This is a genomic window from Rania fehmarnensis (assembly GCF_056494185.1).
The window spans coordinates 6495776-6510198 of sequence record NZ_CM151398.1; the positions used below are offsets into that span (position 1 = coordinate 6495776).

Below are 14423 nucleotides of genomic sequence, written 5' to 3' on the forward strand. Positions count from 1 at the left end.
TCCCAGCAACCAAGCGACAAACTTCGTACAACACGCTGACGCTTGGATTGCGTGCGTTGTGTTGTCTGTCGATTTGCACTTAACTTGCGGAGCAGACGAAGCGGAGAGTTTCGCATCGCAGACAAAGTCCATTGCTAAATGGTTCACTTCAAGAGATAAGCCTGACTCGCGGGCCATGGTAGCACTGGGCGAGTAACTGCGTCAAGCATTCCAGATCACCCATGCCTTCAGGGTATACCTTAGCACCATCTGGTCGAATAATCTGATGAGCATCTCCAATTTAAGTATGGAGAGCACATCCGAGTTTGATTTCACGGGCTGTCGTGATCTCCCAGCGGTTGACCCAGCCATCTTCGGGATCTTCAAACTCACCAATTAAGCTGAACCCACATTTAACGAGCGTCCGTTCCGAGGCAGCGTTTTCTGCTTTCGTATTTGCTCGCACCTTGCTCACCTCTGCTACCTTCCAGGCGTACACTATTAGCGCACGCACGGATTCCGTGGCGAAGCCACGGTTGCGGTACGGCTCGTCAATTCCGTAGGCGATTTCAACCATGCCGTTTTCGTCTGGGGCCCCTTTGAAACCGCATGATCCAATTTGCAGTCCTTCGTCATTTAGCCGAATTCGAAACATACACGTCCATGGATCTGGCCCCGTGGCTTTCTTCAATCGCTCCAACCAATCGGGCGAAATTTCCAGACGAACCTCGGGAGGCAATGTATCAACCCAAGCCAGTACCTCGTCAGGCGATTGTAAAATCAGTTCGATTCTGTCAGCTCTCAGCAACATTTCGTCTTAACCTCTTCCGCCTGGTCGGCCGTGATCACCTGATTTGGCTTTCTCGTCGCCAAGGGGTTTTCATTGTTACTACTAACTATGTATTGTCGCAAGTTTTCCAAACCGAGTCGACTATACGAAGAATCGAACCATCGAAGAGCTAACCACAGAGGCACTGAGACACAGAGAAAAAACCCGGCTGCGGACAAGCATATCCGGCAAGAACCAGCAACACACTCTCACGCCAAGGCGCAAAGATGTCAGTACGAAGCATGGCGCCTTGGCGTGAGACCTCTTCATGATGTCAGCCTGGGGTACTTCAAACTTTGCGCAGCACCGAAACGAAGTGCTCAAGCCATCAGGGGGAACACTCCTATTGTTTTCCACTGTGCCTTTATAGCTTCAACAATACGACCCGGCTTTCAGCAGTTAACCGAGGAGAGCCTCTCATAGGCATCGACGAAGGGGAACTGCGAAAAGAAAGCCGGCGCGCGTTTTCTTGATTATGTTAGTCGAGTCGACCCGGGGCGTTACGAATTACTGCGCCCGTCGTTTGACGACTCCGCAGAGAGTTTCGAACGCCCCGGTTCCTCAGGTCTGTGACGGATCACTCAGAAGTTGCTTAGCAGGCTCTCTATAAGGTTTCCGCTTGACCTGAGGGCTCGACCTTTTAGCTCTTTTACTGTAACGCAAAGGGTTTGAGATGTCTAACTTCGCTTTTTTTGTGGGTATCGATTGGGCAGACAAAAAGCACGACATTGCTGTCGTTAGTGATCAAGGCAAACTGGAGGGCCTCAGGGTCATTGAGCATTCCACTGATGCGGTCGAAGCACTTTTGGCTGAATCCTCGGGACTTCAAGCCTCAGCATCCCAAGACACTCAAGACGATCTTTGAACAGTTCGGTTACAAGAAAGCCGAGAAGCGTGAGCCTCTCATTAAGTCGATCAAGGATGCGCCGCTGTACACCAAATCACTTCAAACCGCTTGACGAAAACTCAGAAGTCTCTGTGGTTAACTCTTCGTTTGCTCAATTCTGGCATCGTGACGTGTCAGGTACTCAATTTCTGACGAGCTTCGTCAGACTTGATCGGAGAAATGACGGTGCTAACGTGCTGGTGCTTTGCCTTCCGGGGTACCGGGTTGGTGATGGTAGTTCAGCCAATTGCCGACGGCTTTGAGTTCCTCGGCGTCGAGGAGACCGTCGCGATCCACATCGAGTTTATCGAAATGAGGCTGTACAATTCCCACAGACTCGGTTCTTGAAAGTTTGCGATCTTTGTTTGCATCGCCTCGAAGCAAAGTTCTCGCAAAGTCTGCCGGATTCCAGAGACCACCCCCCTCGCTTCGCGCTCCGCCACCATCGAGATCTCGCTTACGTTCTAAGACATAGCTTTGTTGTACTGCCTCGCAACGCTCTGCACCCAAACATGCATAGTAGGTCACCGTTAACTTCAGTGCCTTGTCGGCCGGCCAGCTTTTCACTGCCACCAGGAACTCTCGTGGGTCTGCATCATTGACCACATCGACCGGTTCTGCCGTCCCTGCCCAACGATCAAGTTGTACGCCTTCGACCGACTGGATTTCGAACGACAGCGGCTTGGAGAGATTGTTCCAGTGGGCTTCGTGAAGCGGATCGAGATGAAAGCCAAGATACAGAGTGCCACTACCCTCGCTGAGCAACTGAGAGTCTGCCTCGGCTCTCAGTTTGGCATAAAATGGCGTTTCTTTCGATTCGATGTTCGGGCGCATAACAATCGGCAACATGTTCGGCCGGGCTATTCTTTTGACAACACCTTGTGTTGCCACCGATTCGCGGGGAGGGATAAACTTGAGATTCAACTCCTCTTCGCGGGTAATTCGATCGACAGGACCCACCAATTCTTCCAAATCTTTTCGCACTTCGAGCGGATTTGCCCATGCGCGTTTGCGAACGATAACTCCCTCGGGATTGACAAGAAACTGCGCATTGGGCCGATCACCCAGCGCATGCTTCAGTCGATTGTCCATCGCGTCTACGATCCATGGAATCTGCGTACCGAACTGCTTGGTCGCTAGCCTGGCCTGAGTCAAGCGTTCTTCGAGCGTAAAGGGTTGTACGTAGCCACCTGCCAGTTCAGGATGTGCCAGCGCCTTATAAATAAAGTAGAACTCGACTCCCTTGGGATGGTAATCGCGATGCACGGCTTCCAGCCCGGCGATGTTCCATATCGAAGGCGGACAGGTCAAACAACCAAAGGTCAGTACTGTATAGTGGCCCCGAAGTTTAGAGGTATCAAACGGCGTACCGTCAGCAGAGTAAACACTGACATCGGGTAAAGGAGAATCTAACAGCGGCGGCGATTGCAAGAATTCTTGCTCGCGCTCTTGTAGTCGCTGCTGCCCGAAAGCGCTGGAACTGCTTGCTATCAGTAGCCAAGTCGCCACAAAAAAGCCAATCGGTTTCATAGCATCGCCACTCATACTGGATGGTATCTGTCGTAATCGTTTTCATGGAGCGGAGTGATCGATAATGTTGTCACTCTCACGAAGTATGCTTAGCCCAATTGAGGCTGAGATAGTCTATTTGCGATCTGCTGATGATGCCTGGTCGAGTGTCAACATCGCCAATGACTGCTCCATCTCGCGTGGATTGAAACCGAATGGCCCAGGCCCACCCGCGTAAGCAATCTTGCCATCTCGATCGACGATATACAGTCGGTCGGGCCAGGCACCATAGGCTTGGCCAACTTTGTTATCCATTCCATCGACGACCATCGGAGTGGTGATATGAAGGGTTGTCGCGAATTTCTCTGCAACCCGGCAACGTTCCTGCATGGTATCCGGTTGCTCCAACACGATTCCGGCTCGTTTGTTCGTGGCAGTGGCCGCTTGTTGTTTATCCGTGGGATGAGCTTCGCGAACATAGACACGCAAGAACTCAGCCTCGTTGCCCCATGTGCGATACATTTGCTCGAGTGATTCAGAATACGTACGGTAGTTGCCACAGGTGTAACACCCAAAGACAAGTACAACAGGCTTCACGCCGCGAAACTCTGACAGCTTGACAACGGTTTTCGAATCCGGCGAAGTCAGTGCGAACTCAGGTGCCGGTTGTCCAGGTTCAGGAACAGGCATTGAGGCCAGGCGTCCAGGTGAATACTCGGATCGACTGTTTTTCAAACTTTCCTCTCGCGCGGACTTCTTCACTCGCGCCTGAAACATCAATGCTTCCAGTTGTTCCTCACCCAAGTACTCAGAGTCTGCCGCAAACTGCTCGAACAAGCTTTGCCACTCGCTGCTGCTCAATCGCCCGTTACTATCCGCATCGGCTATTTTAAAAAGTGCAAATGCAGTTTCCTTCTGCTTGCCCAGCAGGCCATCCTTGGACCACTCAAAGTCACTGGCCGTGAGCACCCCATTCCAATCTCGATCGACTCGTTCGAAGATCTCGGGGCGCAGAGGTATTTCCGACGATACGATTCGACCGTCCTGATTGGAGTCGTAACTCTTGGCCAGCCACGACCAATCGTACCTTGATTTGCCAGTACGTATCCAATCGGCTGGTTGTGCCTCTTTGTCATTAGCTGACAAGTCAACCGGCGCTTGACCAAACGCCTGAATCGCCAGTGATAAGCAAACTATGAAGCTGTAGAACAGATTTCTTAATAACATGATATTTCAACTTGGGTTTAGGGTTGTTGCACAATGACTATATGGGGATGAGTGTCTATCTGGTAGGAAACTCGGCGCTCGCCGACTTGACCGTCAGGTCTGCGCAATTGCAGGACCACTTCACTGCTCCACCCTTGTCCATTTGGATTGCCGGGCGAAACTGTGTAATCGATCAGCTCTGAGCCGCTCGACCAGAACTGATCGTTAAAGTGAATAGGCGGAGTCAAACTCTGCAATGAATCTGGCTTGGCACCTGCTTTCCAAGCGTCGAGCGCCTTGGTCAACGAATCAGCGGCCACTTTCGCGTCAGCCACTGGCGGCAGGGTTGGTTGGCAACCAGTTGCCAGTAAGGCAGCAAAACATAGCAGCAACTTATTCACTCAACACCTCACCACCGTTGCGCGATCCAAGCGCTCGCCAGGTTGGAATGTCGATCGTCTTAGCAACGAACCCCACCGAGCCGTCACACCGCACGAGATTCACACCGCCAGTGTGTGCGCTGTTGGCAGTACGCATTTGTGAACCAGGGGGAAAGTGGCAGGAGCGTTCTCCCGGAGGAGCAATGTGGAGATAGCCGGTGAAGTTATCCGCAGTACCTGCCAACCAGGGCGCGCCACTGTTGGATTGGAATTGATTGCTGATCGTTGGCGTGAACGCTCGACAAGCGGCTAATGCATCATCAGCGGTTTGGGGAACTCCGCCAGGGGCGAAGACGTCGGAACGCTCTGTGATAATCGCGTTACTCCAATCTCCTTTGAATCGCTCGCAAAACGCTGCGGTATTGCTCAGACCATCGATCATGTCCGCCAACTTCATAATCGGCACGCTACCCGCATGACAAAAACTCCCATTGGCCTGAATGGGATTGTTGCCTTCGTTGCCATGATAGTTGGTTCCCGCCCAGCCAGCCGGAGTCTCAGCTTGCGGATCCGACGGGCATAGATAAGTCGGAATGACGATGGCTCGCACTTCGGCGTTGCTGGCCGAACTCCACAGGGATCCAAAATCGATCCTGTTGTACACATTGCGTTGTTCAATAAACGGCAAGATTAGTGAATGTGGGCCCCATACTTTACCGCCGGTGCCACCCCAGCGACTTGGAGGTAAACGCTTGTGTGTATCATGGTAGTTATGCAATGCCAACCCAATCTGTTTCAAGTTGTTGCTGCATTGCATGCGACGCGCCGCTTCGCGCGCAGCCTGCACGGCTGGCAGAAGCAAGCCAACAAGAATTCCAATGATCGCTATGACGACCAACAACTCTACTAACGTGAAACCACGGCGACTAAATGCGCGCATGATGATCCTGCGTTGAAAAAGTGATTCGATTAGATCTGTAAAATGAGAAGCGTGAGCTAGCCGAAAAGGGTTGGTACCCCTCTTCAACTACTAGATCTGCAATCAGAGACTTGGGAGCATTAGTTGCGAATACGACAACATTCCGAACTGCCTCTGAATATTGGGCAGCGCAGGTTGATCGAACGAGAAAATGCAACTAGCTCAATCGCGGGGGCTTTAAGATATCTGTGCACGGACTGTACGTGTACAGATCGGTGATAAGAGCGTGTTTGGAGCTGAGCCCCACCACATGCCAGGCAGATGGTTCCGAGTAAACCAGAACCGAAGTTGGCTGCGTCGAAGCAATGATCAATTGCGGACTAGCCTGGTGGTGCGGTCGCTCGGAGCAATTGGGACCCTTGCACTCTTTGGTCGGTAAGTGAATCGACAGGATCGAGTACCAACATTGGGCATTGCCAGAAACATACAAGCCCACGGTCTTGGTCCCATGACCGTGGCCACCGTATTTGTTACCGTGTTGACAGCCGGCCCCATGCGCAGTGTTGGCGCAGAAGATGATTGCAACCAAAGCCATCAGCTTGGTTGCGCATCGAATTTGCGATGGGTTCAGTAAAGGAAACACGTTTTTGCTCCAAGACCCTGATACTACGAGATGGTTTAGTTAGTGTCAATTCTTTGGAGTAAACAACAACTCAAAACGGAACCACAAACGCTGTCCCATGGGCGATTACCCCAGAGTTCTTTCTCTGTGCCTCTGTGGTTCGCTAACGATTGCTCAATTCCGGCATCGCGACCAGGTCCCGCGCATTTCAGGCCAGGACGCAACCTCTACCAACCAACTCTCACGCAAAGGCGCGAAGGCGCAAAGATGAAAGTACGAAGCTTTGCGCCTTGGCGCCTTAGCGTGAGACCTCGACACGATGCCACCATTTGGAACACTAATAGGCGCTAATCTCCGCTAACGTTTACGAGCAGTTAGTTAGGATGGTCGGGTTGGATTTAGTCGCTTTCGCGGTCGAGCGGCGAATTTCGTTGGCCGGCTCCGACCCCTGAGGTGCTCTATCGCCTCAAATGCTCTTTCTCTGTGCCTCTGTGCCTCTGTGGTTAGCTCTTCGATGGCTCAACTCCGGCATCGTGACCGGGTCCCACGCATTTCAGGGCACGACGCAACCTGTACCATCGAATACTCACGCAAAGACGCGAAGACGTCGACTGCAAGCTAGAGACGCTCAGTCGATATCGGGCGGCGATGGGCGATCGATTCGCAGTTCGCCTGCCAGGATGCGCCGATATCTCTCCTTATCAATGTTGAACGCGAAATTTGGTGATTCGAAAACCGCCAACTCTTTTTTTAACCAGTCTTCATCGCTGAGGGATGGATCGTTGTAACTGGATTTTTTCATCCATGGCCGGCCTGTTGCAAGTGCCCACACACGCATCTCTGCTCTCCAAGATCGCAAAGAGCCGTCCGAGCTCTCGAACATCCTGCAATCCTGCGCTGCGGTATGGTAGCCGCGCCACGCACCATCCGCGTCATTCAATTTTGCGCTAAACTCACCGTACCGAATCAATTGTTCTATCACCTGCAACCGACAACGATAATCTGCTGCATCCGTCTCCAGAATGTGAACAAGACATTTGATGGCTTCGTTGGTCCGGGAACGAGCCGCCACCAGATCCGACTTCTCCAATAACCAATCGGCGGCCAGCGAATAAACTGTAGCCAACGACATCCGCCACTGGCGATTCTGTGGAAAGCGTGAGATCGCCTCCGTCATATTCTCAGTGGCAGCATCAATCGCGCTCAAGGCCGCATCTGAATCTCCCAATTCCTTCCAGCGCTGCGATTCGGCGAGTCGAATTTCACCTCGCAACCAATCAGAGGCGACCAAAGGCTTACCTTGCGACCGCAATCCTTCGCGATACTTCAGTGCGGCTTGATCAATCAACTCGACAATCTCAGTCAGTTTTTCTTTCGGCTGCTGGGCTATCAACATCAATCCTGCGCCCGCTCGCAACCGTCCATGTTCGGTAGCCCGCACATACTTCTCTACGTCGAGTGGCTTGGAGTAAAGTTCATCAAACATCGATTGAACATGCGTGACCAATCTAACTGCTTGTCCATGGAGGCTTTCTCCCCTGACCGCTGCCAGCCTGGTCCCCATCACCAGCAGCCAGCCGTCAAAGCTGTTTGGGGCCAACGCAAATGCTCTGTCAGCCGCATCGATGGATTCTCTGAATAATTCGTTGACCGCGCTTACAACAGGCTTTCTGGATTTCGCGATCTGAACCTCTGCCGCAAGTCTGGCTGCGCGGGAAAGTCGGGTCCAATCGGAAATCGACGGATTCAATCCCCCAGCGCGAATGCGAGATCGTTTTAGTGCCTGCTGGGCAGCGATTTCCGCTTCTCGCCATTGCCCTGCTTCACTGCCAGACTCGGCAATCTCCAGGTAAGATTCGGTCAACTCTACTGCGGTTTCGACAGTCTCTGGACTCCCTGCGCCCGAAATCGCTCCTGCAGGTTCCTGGCTTGCAAACTCATCGAGGAACTCGATTAGTTCATCGAACATCTTCGCGCGGAACGTGCTGCTCATCTGCAAGTGTAACGATTCGCTGGAAAAAATCTGGTGCTGGAACCGCTGAACCGATTCACGCATACGTTCGCGACTTGCCTGGAGGTCGCTGGCCAACAGCCTGGCCGCACGTTCGTTAGTAGCACTGCGAATCCACAGCGCCGAAGTCAGAATTGCTCCCGCTGCCAGCGAGAAAAACAGTAAACTGAGAGCAGCCGCCAGACTCCGGTTGCGACGGCACCACATCCACCCGCGTTCCAGCCCCCCAACGGGTCGAGCCAGTATCGGTTGTCCAGCCAGATATCGGCCCAAGTCATCGCGAAAATTTGCTGCCGACGCGTATCGTCGATCGCGCTGACAGGCCATCGCGCGCAGGCAGATCGTTTCCAGGTCCCGAGGTATTTCGCGATTGAGCTTGGAGGGAAGAACTGGATCTGCCGACCGATGTTGCTCCAAGACATCCAGCGGATGACCATGAAACGGGACTCTGCCAGTCAAACATTCGTACAGGGTCACGCCCAAGCTATATACATCACTACGACCGTCGAGTTCTTGGTCCCGCCCTGCTTGTTCGGGACTCATGTATTCCGGCGTGCCGCAGATAGTCTCGGCCTGCGTCAACGTCTCCTCGTTTTCGGCATAGACCAGTCCAAAATCCGTCAATTTCGGGCGTCCGTCCTGAACGTCCAGCAGAATATTGGCGGGCTTAACATCGCGATGTACCATTCCGACAGCGTGAGCAGCAGCCAGGGCACTAGCGATTTGAAAGACAATCTGCGCCGACTCGTTCGTTGAAATAGGCTTTTCAGAAAGCCGTTCTCGTAGTGACCCTCCCTGAATCAAAGGGAACACGATAAACGGGCGTCCTTTGGACGTAGTCCCGGTTCGATAAATTGGGACTATGTTGTCGTGCTGCAATTTGGCTGCGGCTCGAGACTCCCGTTGAAACCGTTCGACCGATCGAGTTGAAAGGCCAGAGCGCATGACCTTCACCGCGACGTTTCGCTTGAGCGAGTCTTCGCGACCACGATAGACTTCGCCCATTCCGCCTCGGGCGATAAGCCCCTGAATGGTCAAGTCATCGATTCTACCTAAATCGTGAGAGGCTTCGTTCGATTTTTTTGTCGCATACGATTCCCATGCCGCTGCGTCCCACGATTCGCTAAAGTCGATCAACTTGGAGGCGCTCGTCAATTGATCCAAATCCAATTGACATGCGCCACAAGTCTCTATGTGGGCTGCCAAATCCGAAGGCACATTTGCCGAACGGATAGCCTGGGCCAATTCCTCCAGGGAGGGGCAGTCCGCTGGCCGCTGCGAAGACATGTGGCTCATTCCAGTTCGAATTGCGAGTTGGATGAAGCAAAATTCCATGGCAAATCGTCAGCCAGCAAACGGACTTCTTTTTCCAATCGCTGCAAAACGCGAGACTTGTTGACATACACCGAGTGGACGGGAATCGCCATCTCAGTCGCGACATCAGCAGCAGCCTTGCGCTCGAACCAGGTTGCCTGAAAACATTGCCAGGTCTCTGGTTCGCAATTCGATCGAACGCGTTGGCAGGCTGTCTGAAATACATGTTCGGAAAACATGACTGCCCAGTCCGCCGCGGAATAGTGCCGTGCCATGAGGTCGGCGATCGCCGTTGATTCGTTCAGCCTGCGCGATCTGGCATTGCTTAGCCAACTCTTGATCTCGTTGGCGGTTACCGTCCCCAACCAAGACCGGAATCGACCGCGCCCCGGTTGATAGTCAAAAGAGTGTATTGATCGAGACACGGCGACCAGCACCTCCTGCACCACATCATCTGCATCGGTGTCTTGTAATCCCCAATGGACGCAAAACGAACGAATCAGCGGCAAGTAGATTTCCTGAAACAGCGACCAGGCGTCGTGGTCGTTTGAATTGCGAATCCGCAGCAGCAAACTTGGAGATGTGGCGACTTGTTCAGGCATAAGCAACAGTGGTTTGTGATTTAAAGAATGTCTAAGTTTCATTCTCGCTCGACACGCTCGGACTTCAAGCAAGTGCAGTGAAATTGGCCATTTTTTGCAGGTACCAGCCAATTTCACAGAAATTCTGACTTAGTAAGTGAGAGATCGCCAGGAATGCGTAGTAGTTGTTCTTGATCTGCCTAGCGGTAGCCAGTTGTCAGATCCCCGGAAGTGAACTTTTTTCAGACATATGGCTTCTCGCGATAGCACTGGGTAAACCAATGACAACAACGACATACCGACCATTCTTATCATCGCTTGTAGGTGTAGTTTTTTTGTGTATCGCGATCGATGTCGGCGGTCCCAATCAATGCCATGCCGATATCATCCTGTTGCAAAACGCAACCGCTACTTTCTCACAAACCATCTTTGGTGGGCAACCGGTCAGTGAGTCGATTGACGGGAATTTTGCGGACTTGAACGGCTGGGCGGTTGGAACTTCAAGTGGGTTCAATGGCGCGGCCAGTCAAACCGCCGTCTATGAGACCGCTGCTAACTTCAGTGCGAACCAAGTCACGTTCACGATGCATTTCTTGTCGGGCATCGGAGCTCCCAGAGCCCTTCTTGGTCGTTTTCGATTCTCCTGGACAAGTGACGATCGCAGTCTGTTTGCTGATGGGTTACAGACCAGTGGCGACGTCACCGCCAACTGGATCGAACTGTCGAATGCGATCGTAACGGGACCCGTTGGAATGACATTCACAACACTTGGAGACAACAGCATTTTAGCGGGCGGCCCAGTCCCCAATGCCGGTATTTACACAGTTAGTTACTCGACGCCGCTGGTCGATGTAACCGGTTTCCGTTTGGAAGCCCTAGAAGACCCTTCGCTCCCTGGTGGCAATGGCCCTGGCCTTTCTCCCCTAAACGGCAACTTCGCACTTACCGAACTTCAGGTGTCGACTGTGCCCGAACCATCAGCCTTGGTACTGGTCGCGGCTTCCAGCAGCCTATGGTGGTGGCGTCGACGGAGCAAGACACGCAGGTCGCCAAACGCGTGCAATGGCAACTGAAAAGTCAAACCCGGCGACTTCGTGATCCCCGGCGTTCCGATCGACCGCATACTTTACACATAAACTATTCGCCGCCTACTCTCCACCACGCTTTGCATCGGTAGTGGGCTAGGGTCGAGCAACCTAGCCATTCAGTCATCGGTCCACCGAGACGAGCTCGGTGGGGCCGCATAACTTTATGCATAAACTAATTCGGAACTTGATCGTCGATATCGTGTCATAGCCAGCCCGTTGCAGAAGGCCGGCCGACTCCGGATCCAGTAGCAGAGCCACCGAATCACCTAATTCGAGCGCTGGACGTTTATTGGCTCCATCATTCGAGCAATCTCAGCCACCAGGCCTTGCGCTCGCTCTAGATTCCTACTCATCAGTTGAACTTGCACCTTGCGAACCATTTGTTCGAAGGCCTCATCGTCCCAGTCCTTGACCCGATCATGTACCCGAACATGGACACGCTGCCCCATACCTACCCCACCACAGGCGCACTTGATTCGAACGGAATTCCCGCCCCCTGTACCGACACCACACCTGTACAGCAGACGAAGCCTATACCCGAGAAAACCACATACGAGAGCGTTGGCGCTAGATTCCCTACTGAAAGTCCGCTCATTTTTGTGGAAGAAACTCGAGTTGACTACGTACTCTTATGCACTGCAACGGCAATCAACTAGAGAGAATCTGCGATGAAAGAAGTCATTTCCGTCATGAAACTACTCCAAATATTCAGCCAACTCCAGGCGACGTTGAGGACGCTTGCTGCGATGTTGGCGCTTCTGTTTATTCCGCCTATCACCGCGTCTGCAGACTTCATAATACTCATTCAGGGCGTTCCCGGTACCGCCAACTTTAGCATCACGACGTCCGGCTCCCATGTGAATACCTCTACCGTTCCTGGACGGGAAACCGCATTTCTCCGGGTACCCAGGAATACCGGGTGGGTCAATCCTTTCGAGTCAAACTTTGGTGACGTTTTGGTCGGCACACCGACGCTTTTTGACCTGATTGCGACGTCCGGTTCAAATGACTTGACCATTTCTGGCAGCGTATCATATTTTCGCCAACATACGGGGCTAAGGACACTGGATTCTGACCCTGATCGTTTCGCTCTTACTACAGCTTCGAGTGTTCTGCCAATCAGCCGAGCCGGGGATGTCGTAAGCTTTTCCGGTACCACCCACTTCACACTACCTGGCGGATTGACTTTTGACAACTTTTGGAACGAGGGAGACTACAATGTCTTACCCGGACCAAATGGTGGCAGCTTTACGGTAATGATTAGGTCGATTCCCGAGCCTTCAGTAATTGCATTACTATCCCTTGGAGGACTTGGGCTCTACTTCCGTCGGCACCCTCTATCGCGGACGATAATACTCAATAAAAATCGGGCATTTTGAGAGTTTCGTGACGGCGACTCCATAGACATGCAGGCGTGAAATTCTCGACTGAAAGATCTGCGAAATTGGCGTACTGGCGGGTTAGCCAAGTAGCCTTCCTTGCCATCGAGACAGTTCGTTGCAGGCAATTCCAGGAGCAACTAATATGTTGTCGGGTATTCGCCCGCAGTGCACGCGCCTAGTGTTCCCCCCATTACGACGGCATCTCCGCCTATGTCAGATAGCACCAATCTCTCCAATGGTCTCGCAACAGTTCGCGGCAACTCAGCAAGTCGCTGCTCATTCTCGACCGAGGTCACCTTCCAACGAAGGCTGATACCGATCTTAGTCTCGGTGGTGCTGGCGTTGTTGATCGAGGCGCCTTCGCGAGCAGGTTTCTACTACACCAAGGTGATTGATTCCAACTCGTTGCCGGGCTCGTTTAACAACGTGGACTCTTCACCACAGCTCAACAACAATAACCAAGTTGTGTTTTCGATGTACTCGTCAAACAACGGCATCAATGGAGGCCTAATCAACGATACACGCGTCTCCGTTTGGGACAATGGATCGCTCACAACGGTTGCCGGCAAAGGATCCGTTGGGCCCGGTCTAAGCACGATGGAGTTCTTTTCGCGATCGGCAATTTCCGATACTGGAAATGTTAGTTTTCGAACTTCCTATTCCACTGGTGGTGGTGCAGTTTTGTTTTGGAACGGATCGGGCTATCAATTGCTCTACAACGATAATGATACGTTGAGTGTGGTTGCAATTAACGGCAGCGATCGTGTGGTAACGCCGACTGGTACAAATCCGACTCTCGTACAATCTCGTACCGCCAGTGGCAACAATATCATTCACGCCTCGAATTCAAATAGTGGTGGTGAGTTTGCCTCTTACCTTTCCGGCGGCGATCCTGCGCCAGACATCAATAACAACAACGAGGTAGTGCTCCGGGGATTGCTCCGATCTACGTTTCAGGACGGCATCTATGTGCACACAGCCGCTGGCATTCAGACAATTGCAAGCTCAGGACAGGGCTTCGAGATATTCGGGAACATAGCCGACATCAACAACAGTGCGCAAGTTGCTTTTGTTGCACGCCCAAGTAGTGCACCCGTGGGAACAAGAAATGTCTACGTGGGTGGAGTTGGTCAAACCTTGACTTTAATCGCGGACCATAGCGACTTTGATTTGATTAGCGAGAGCGGACCTGCCATCAACGACTCCGGAATGGTCCTGTTTGGCGCTTCAGTAGGCGGTAACTTCGCGCTATTCAACGGAGGCGATCCAATTCTCGATCGCATCATTGGAGTTGGCGATACCTTGGATGGTGGCGTCATAACCGCCATCTTCACACGCCGTGGGATGCTGAATAATGCAGGCAATTTCGTTTTCTATTCGATGCTCGATGATAATGCAGATGGAATTGCCGACCGCGCAGGAATCTTCCTGGGCAATGTTGCCGCAGTGCCGGAACCATTAACTGGAGGACTTGTATTAGTGCTTATCGGCGCGGCAAGAACAATTAGTTCCAAACGGCGGACACTTCGTTCTAAATGCTCGTAACGATTACTATTGGGATCGGCATAACGTAATTAGCCGCCGGCGTCGCGCATGACCTGACGAATGATCGCTGGGTATCGTCGGTGTATCGAAACAGCCTTTCCACTTGATTTGACGCTATGAACCTCTTTCGAAACAGAATTTCTCTGATGGCGGGTTCACGCATCGATTTCAT

12 protein-coding genes are annotated in these 14423 nt (G+C 52.4%); 4 read left to right on the forward strand and 8 right to left on the reverse strand.

The window, feature by feature from the left end; all coding sequences use genetic code 11:
- Positions 1 to 280: 280 nt before the first annotated feature.
- Entirely contained in the window at positions 281 to 790 is a 510-nt protein-coding gene (locus tag SH573x_RS22260; RefSeq protein ID WP_479350004.1) for a GNAT family N-acetyltransferase, read from the reverse strand.
- Between the two features lie 806 nt (positions 791 to 1596).
- Between SH573x_RS22260 and SH573x_RS22265 the strand changes: the two genes are divergently transcribed.
- Positions 1597 to 1767 (forward strand): hypothetical protein, encoded by a 171-nt coding sequence (locus SH573x_RS22265; protein WP_479350005.1) that lies wholly within the window; start codon positions 1597 to 1599, stop codon positions 1765 to 1767.
- A gap of 116 nt (positions 1768 to 1883) precedes the next feature.
- On the opposite strand, the gene SH573x_RS22270 is transcribed toward SH573x_RS22265, so the two are convergent.
- The 7 genes from SH573x_RS22270 to SH573x_RS22300 all read right to left on the reverse strand — a co-directional run bounded on the left by SH573x_RS22270 (position 1884) and on the right by SH573x_RS22300 (position 10299).
- On the reverse strand, positions 1884 to 3239 hold the full coding sequence (locus SH573x_RS22270) for a hypothetical protein (protein ID WP_479350006.1): 1356 nt from the start codon (positions 3237 to 3239) through the stop codon (positions 1884 to 1886).
- A 99-nt stretch (positions 3240 to 3338) separates the two neighbouring features.
- Positions 3339 to 4430, reverse strand: a complete 1092-nt coding sequence (locus tag SH573x_RS22275) for a deiodinase family protein (RefSeq protein WP_479350007.1) — start codon at positions 4428 to 4430, stop codon at positions 3339 to 3341.
- 17 nt (positions 4431 to 4447) lie between these two features.
- Positions 4448 to 4810 (reverse strand): hypothetical protein, encoded by a 363-nt coding sequence (locus tag SH573x_RS22280; RefSeq protein ID WP_479350008.1) that lies wholly within the window; start codon positions 4808 to 4810, stop codon positions 4448 to 4450.
- Positions 4803 to 5729, reverse strand: a complete 927-nt coding sequence (locus tag SH573x_RS22285) for a DUF1559 family PulG-like putative transporter (protein WP_479350009.1) — start codon at positions 5727 to 5729, stop codon at positions 4803 to 4805. Before SH573x_RS22285 ends, SH573x_RS22280 begins: the two co-directional genes overlap by 8 nt.
- A gap of 196 nt (positions 5730 to 5925) precedes the next feature.
- Positions 5926 to 6351: a hypothetical protein gene (locus tag SH573x_RS22290; RefSeq protein ID WP_479350011.1), complete on the reverse strand. Its 426-nt coding sequence runs from the start codon at positions 6349 to 6351 to the stop codon at positions 5926 to 5928.
- Between the two features lie 607 nt (positions 6352 to 6958).
- On the reverse strand, positions 6959 to 9637 hold the full coding sequence (locus tag SH573x_RS22295) for a serine/threonine-protein kinase (RefSeq protein WP_479350013.1): 2679 nt from the start codon (positions 9635 to 9637) through the stop codon (positions 6959 to 6961).
- A complete protein-coding gene (locus tag SH573x_RS22300) occupies positions 9634 to 10299 on the reverse strand; it encodes an RNA polymerase sigma factor (protein ID WP_479350014.1) in 666 nt (221 codons plus the stop codon). The genes SH573x_RS22295 and SH573x_RS22300 overlap by 4 nt, the downstream gene beginning before the upstream one ends.
- Before the next feature lie 218 nt (positions 10300 to 10517).
- Here SH573x_RS22300 and SH573x_RS22305 point away from each other — a divergent pair, with 218 nt between their 5' ends.
- The 3 genes from SH573x_RS22305 (at position 10518) to SH573x_RS22315 (ending at position 14251) form a co-directional block, all read left to right on the forward strand.
- The gene (locus SH573x_RS22305) at positions 10518 to 11309 is read left to right on the forward strand and encodes a PEP-CTERM sorting domain-containing protein (protein WP_479350015.1); all 792 of its coding nucleotides are present in this window, start codon (positions 10518 to 10520) and stop codon (positions 11307 to 11309) included.
- Positions 11310 to 11992: 683 nt separating this feature from the next.
- Positions 11993 to 12703 carry a PEP-CTERM sorting domain-containing protein gene (locus SH573x_RS22310; RefSeq protein WP_479350016.1) on the forward strand — a complete coding sequence of 237 codons (711 nt, stop codon included), beginning with the start codon at positions 11993 to 11995 and terminating at the stop codon, positions 12701 to 12703.
- Between the two features lie 213 nt (positions 12704 to 12916).
- Positions 12917 to 14251 (forward strand): hypothetical protein, encoded by a 1335-nt coding sequence (locus tag SH573x_RS22315; protein WP_479350017.1) that lies wholly within the window; start codon positions 12917 to 12919, stop codon positions 14249 to 14251.
- The last annotated feature ends 172 nt before the right edge of the window (positions 14252 to 14423 follow it).

Excerpts from the sequence above, each read along its gene's own strand:
- SH573x_RS22300 (WP_479350014.1), bottom strand. The coding sequence starts at position 10,299 with ATGAAACTTAGACATTCTTTAAATCACAAACCACTGTTGCTTATGCCT.
- SH573x_RS22265 (WP_479350005.1), top strand. The coding sequence starts at position 1,597 with ATGCGGTCGAAGCACTTTTGGCTGAATCCTCGGGACTTCAAGCCTCAG.
- SH573x_RS22260 (WP_479350004.1), bottom strand. The coding sequence starts at position 790 with ATGTTGCTGAGAGCTGACAGAATCGAACTGATTTTACAATCGCCTGAC.
- SH573x_RS22315 (WP_479350017.1), top strand. The coding sequence starts at position 12,917 with ATGTCAGATAGCACCAATCTCTCCAATGGTCTCGCAACAGTTCGCGGC.
- SH573x_RS22270 (WP_479350006.1), bottom strand. The coding sequence starts at position 3,239 with ATGAGTGGCGATGCTATGAAACCGATTGGCTTTTTTGTGGCGACTTGG.
- SH573x_RS22275 (WP_479350007.1), bottom strand. The coding sequence starts at position 4,430 with ATGTTATTAAGAAATCTGTTCTACAGCTTCATAGTTTGCTTATCACTG.
- SH573x_RS22305 (WP_479350015.1), top strand. The coding sequence starts at position 10,518 with ATGACAACAACGACATACCGACCATTCTTATCATCGCTTGTAGGTGTA.
- SH573x_RS22295 (WP_479350013.1), bottom strand. The coding sequence starts at position 9,637 with ATGAGCCACATGTCTTCGCAGCGGCCAGCGGACTGCCCCTCCCTGGAG.
- SH573x_RS22285 (WP_479350009.1), bottom strand. The coding sequence starts at position 5,729 with ATGCGCGCATTTAGTCGCCGTGGTTTCACGTTAGTAGAGTTGTTGGTC.
- SH573x_RS22310 (WP_479350016.1), top strand. The coding sequence starts at position 11,993 with ATGAAAGAAGTCATTTCCGTCATGAAACTACTCCAAATATTCAGCCAA.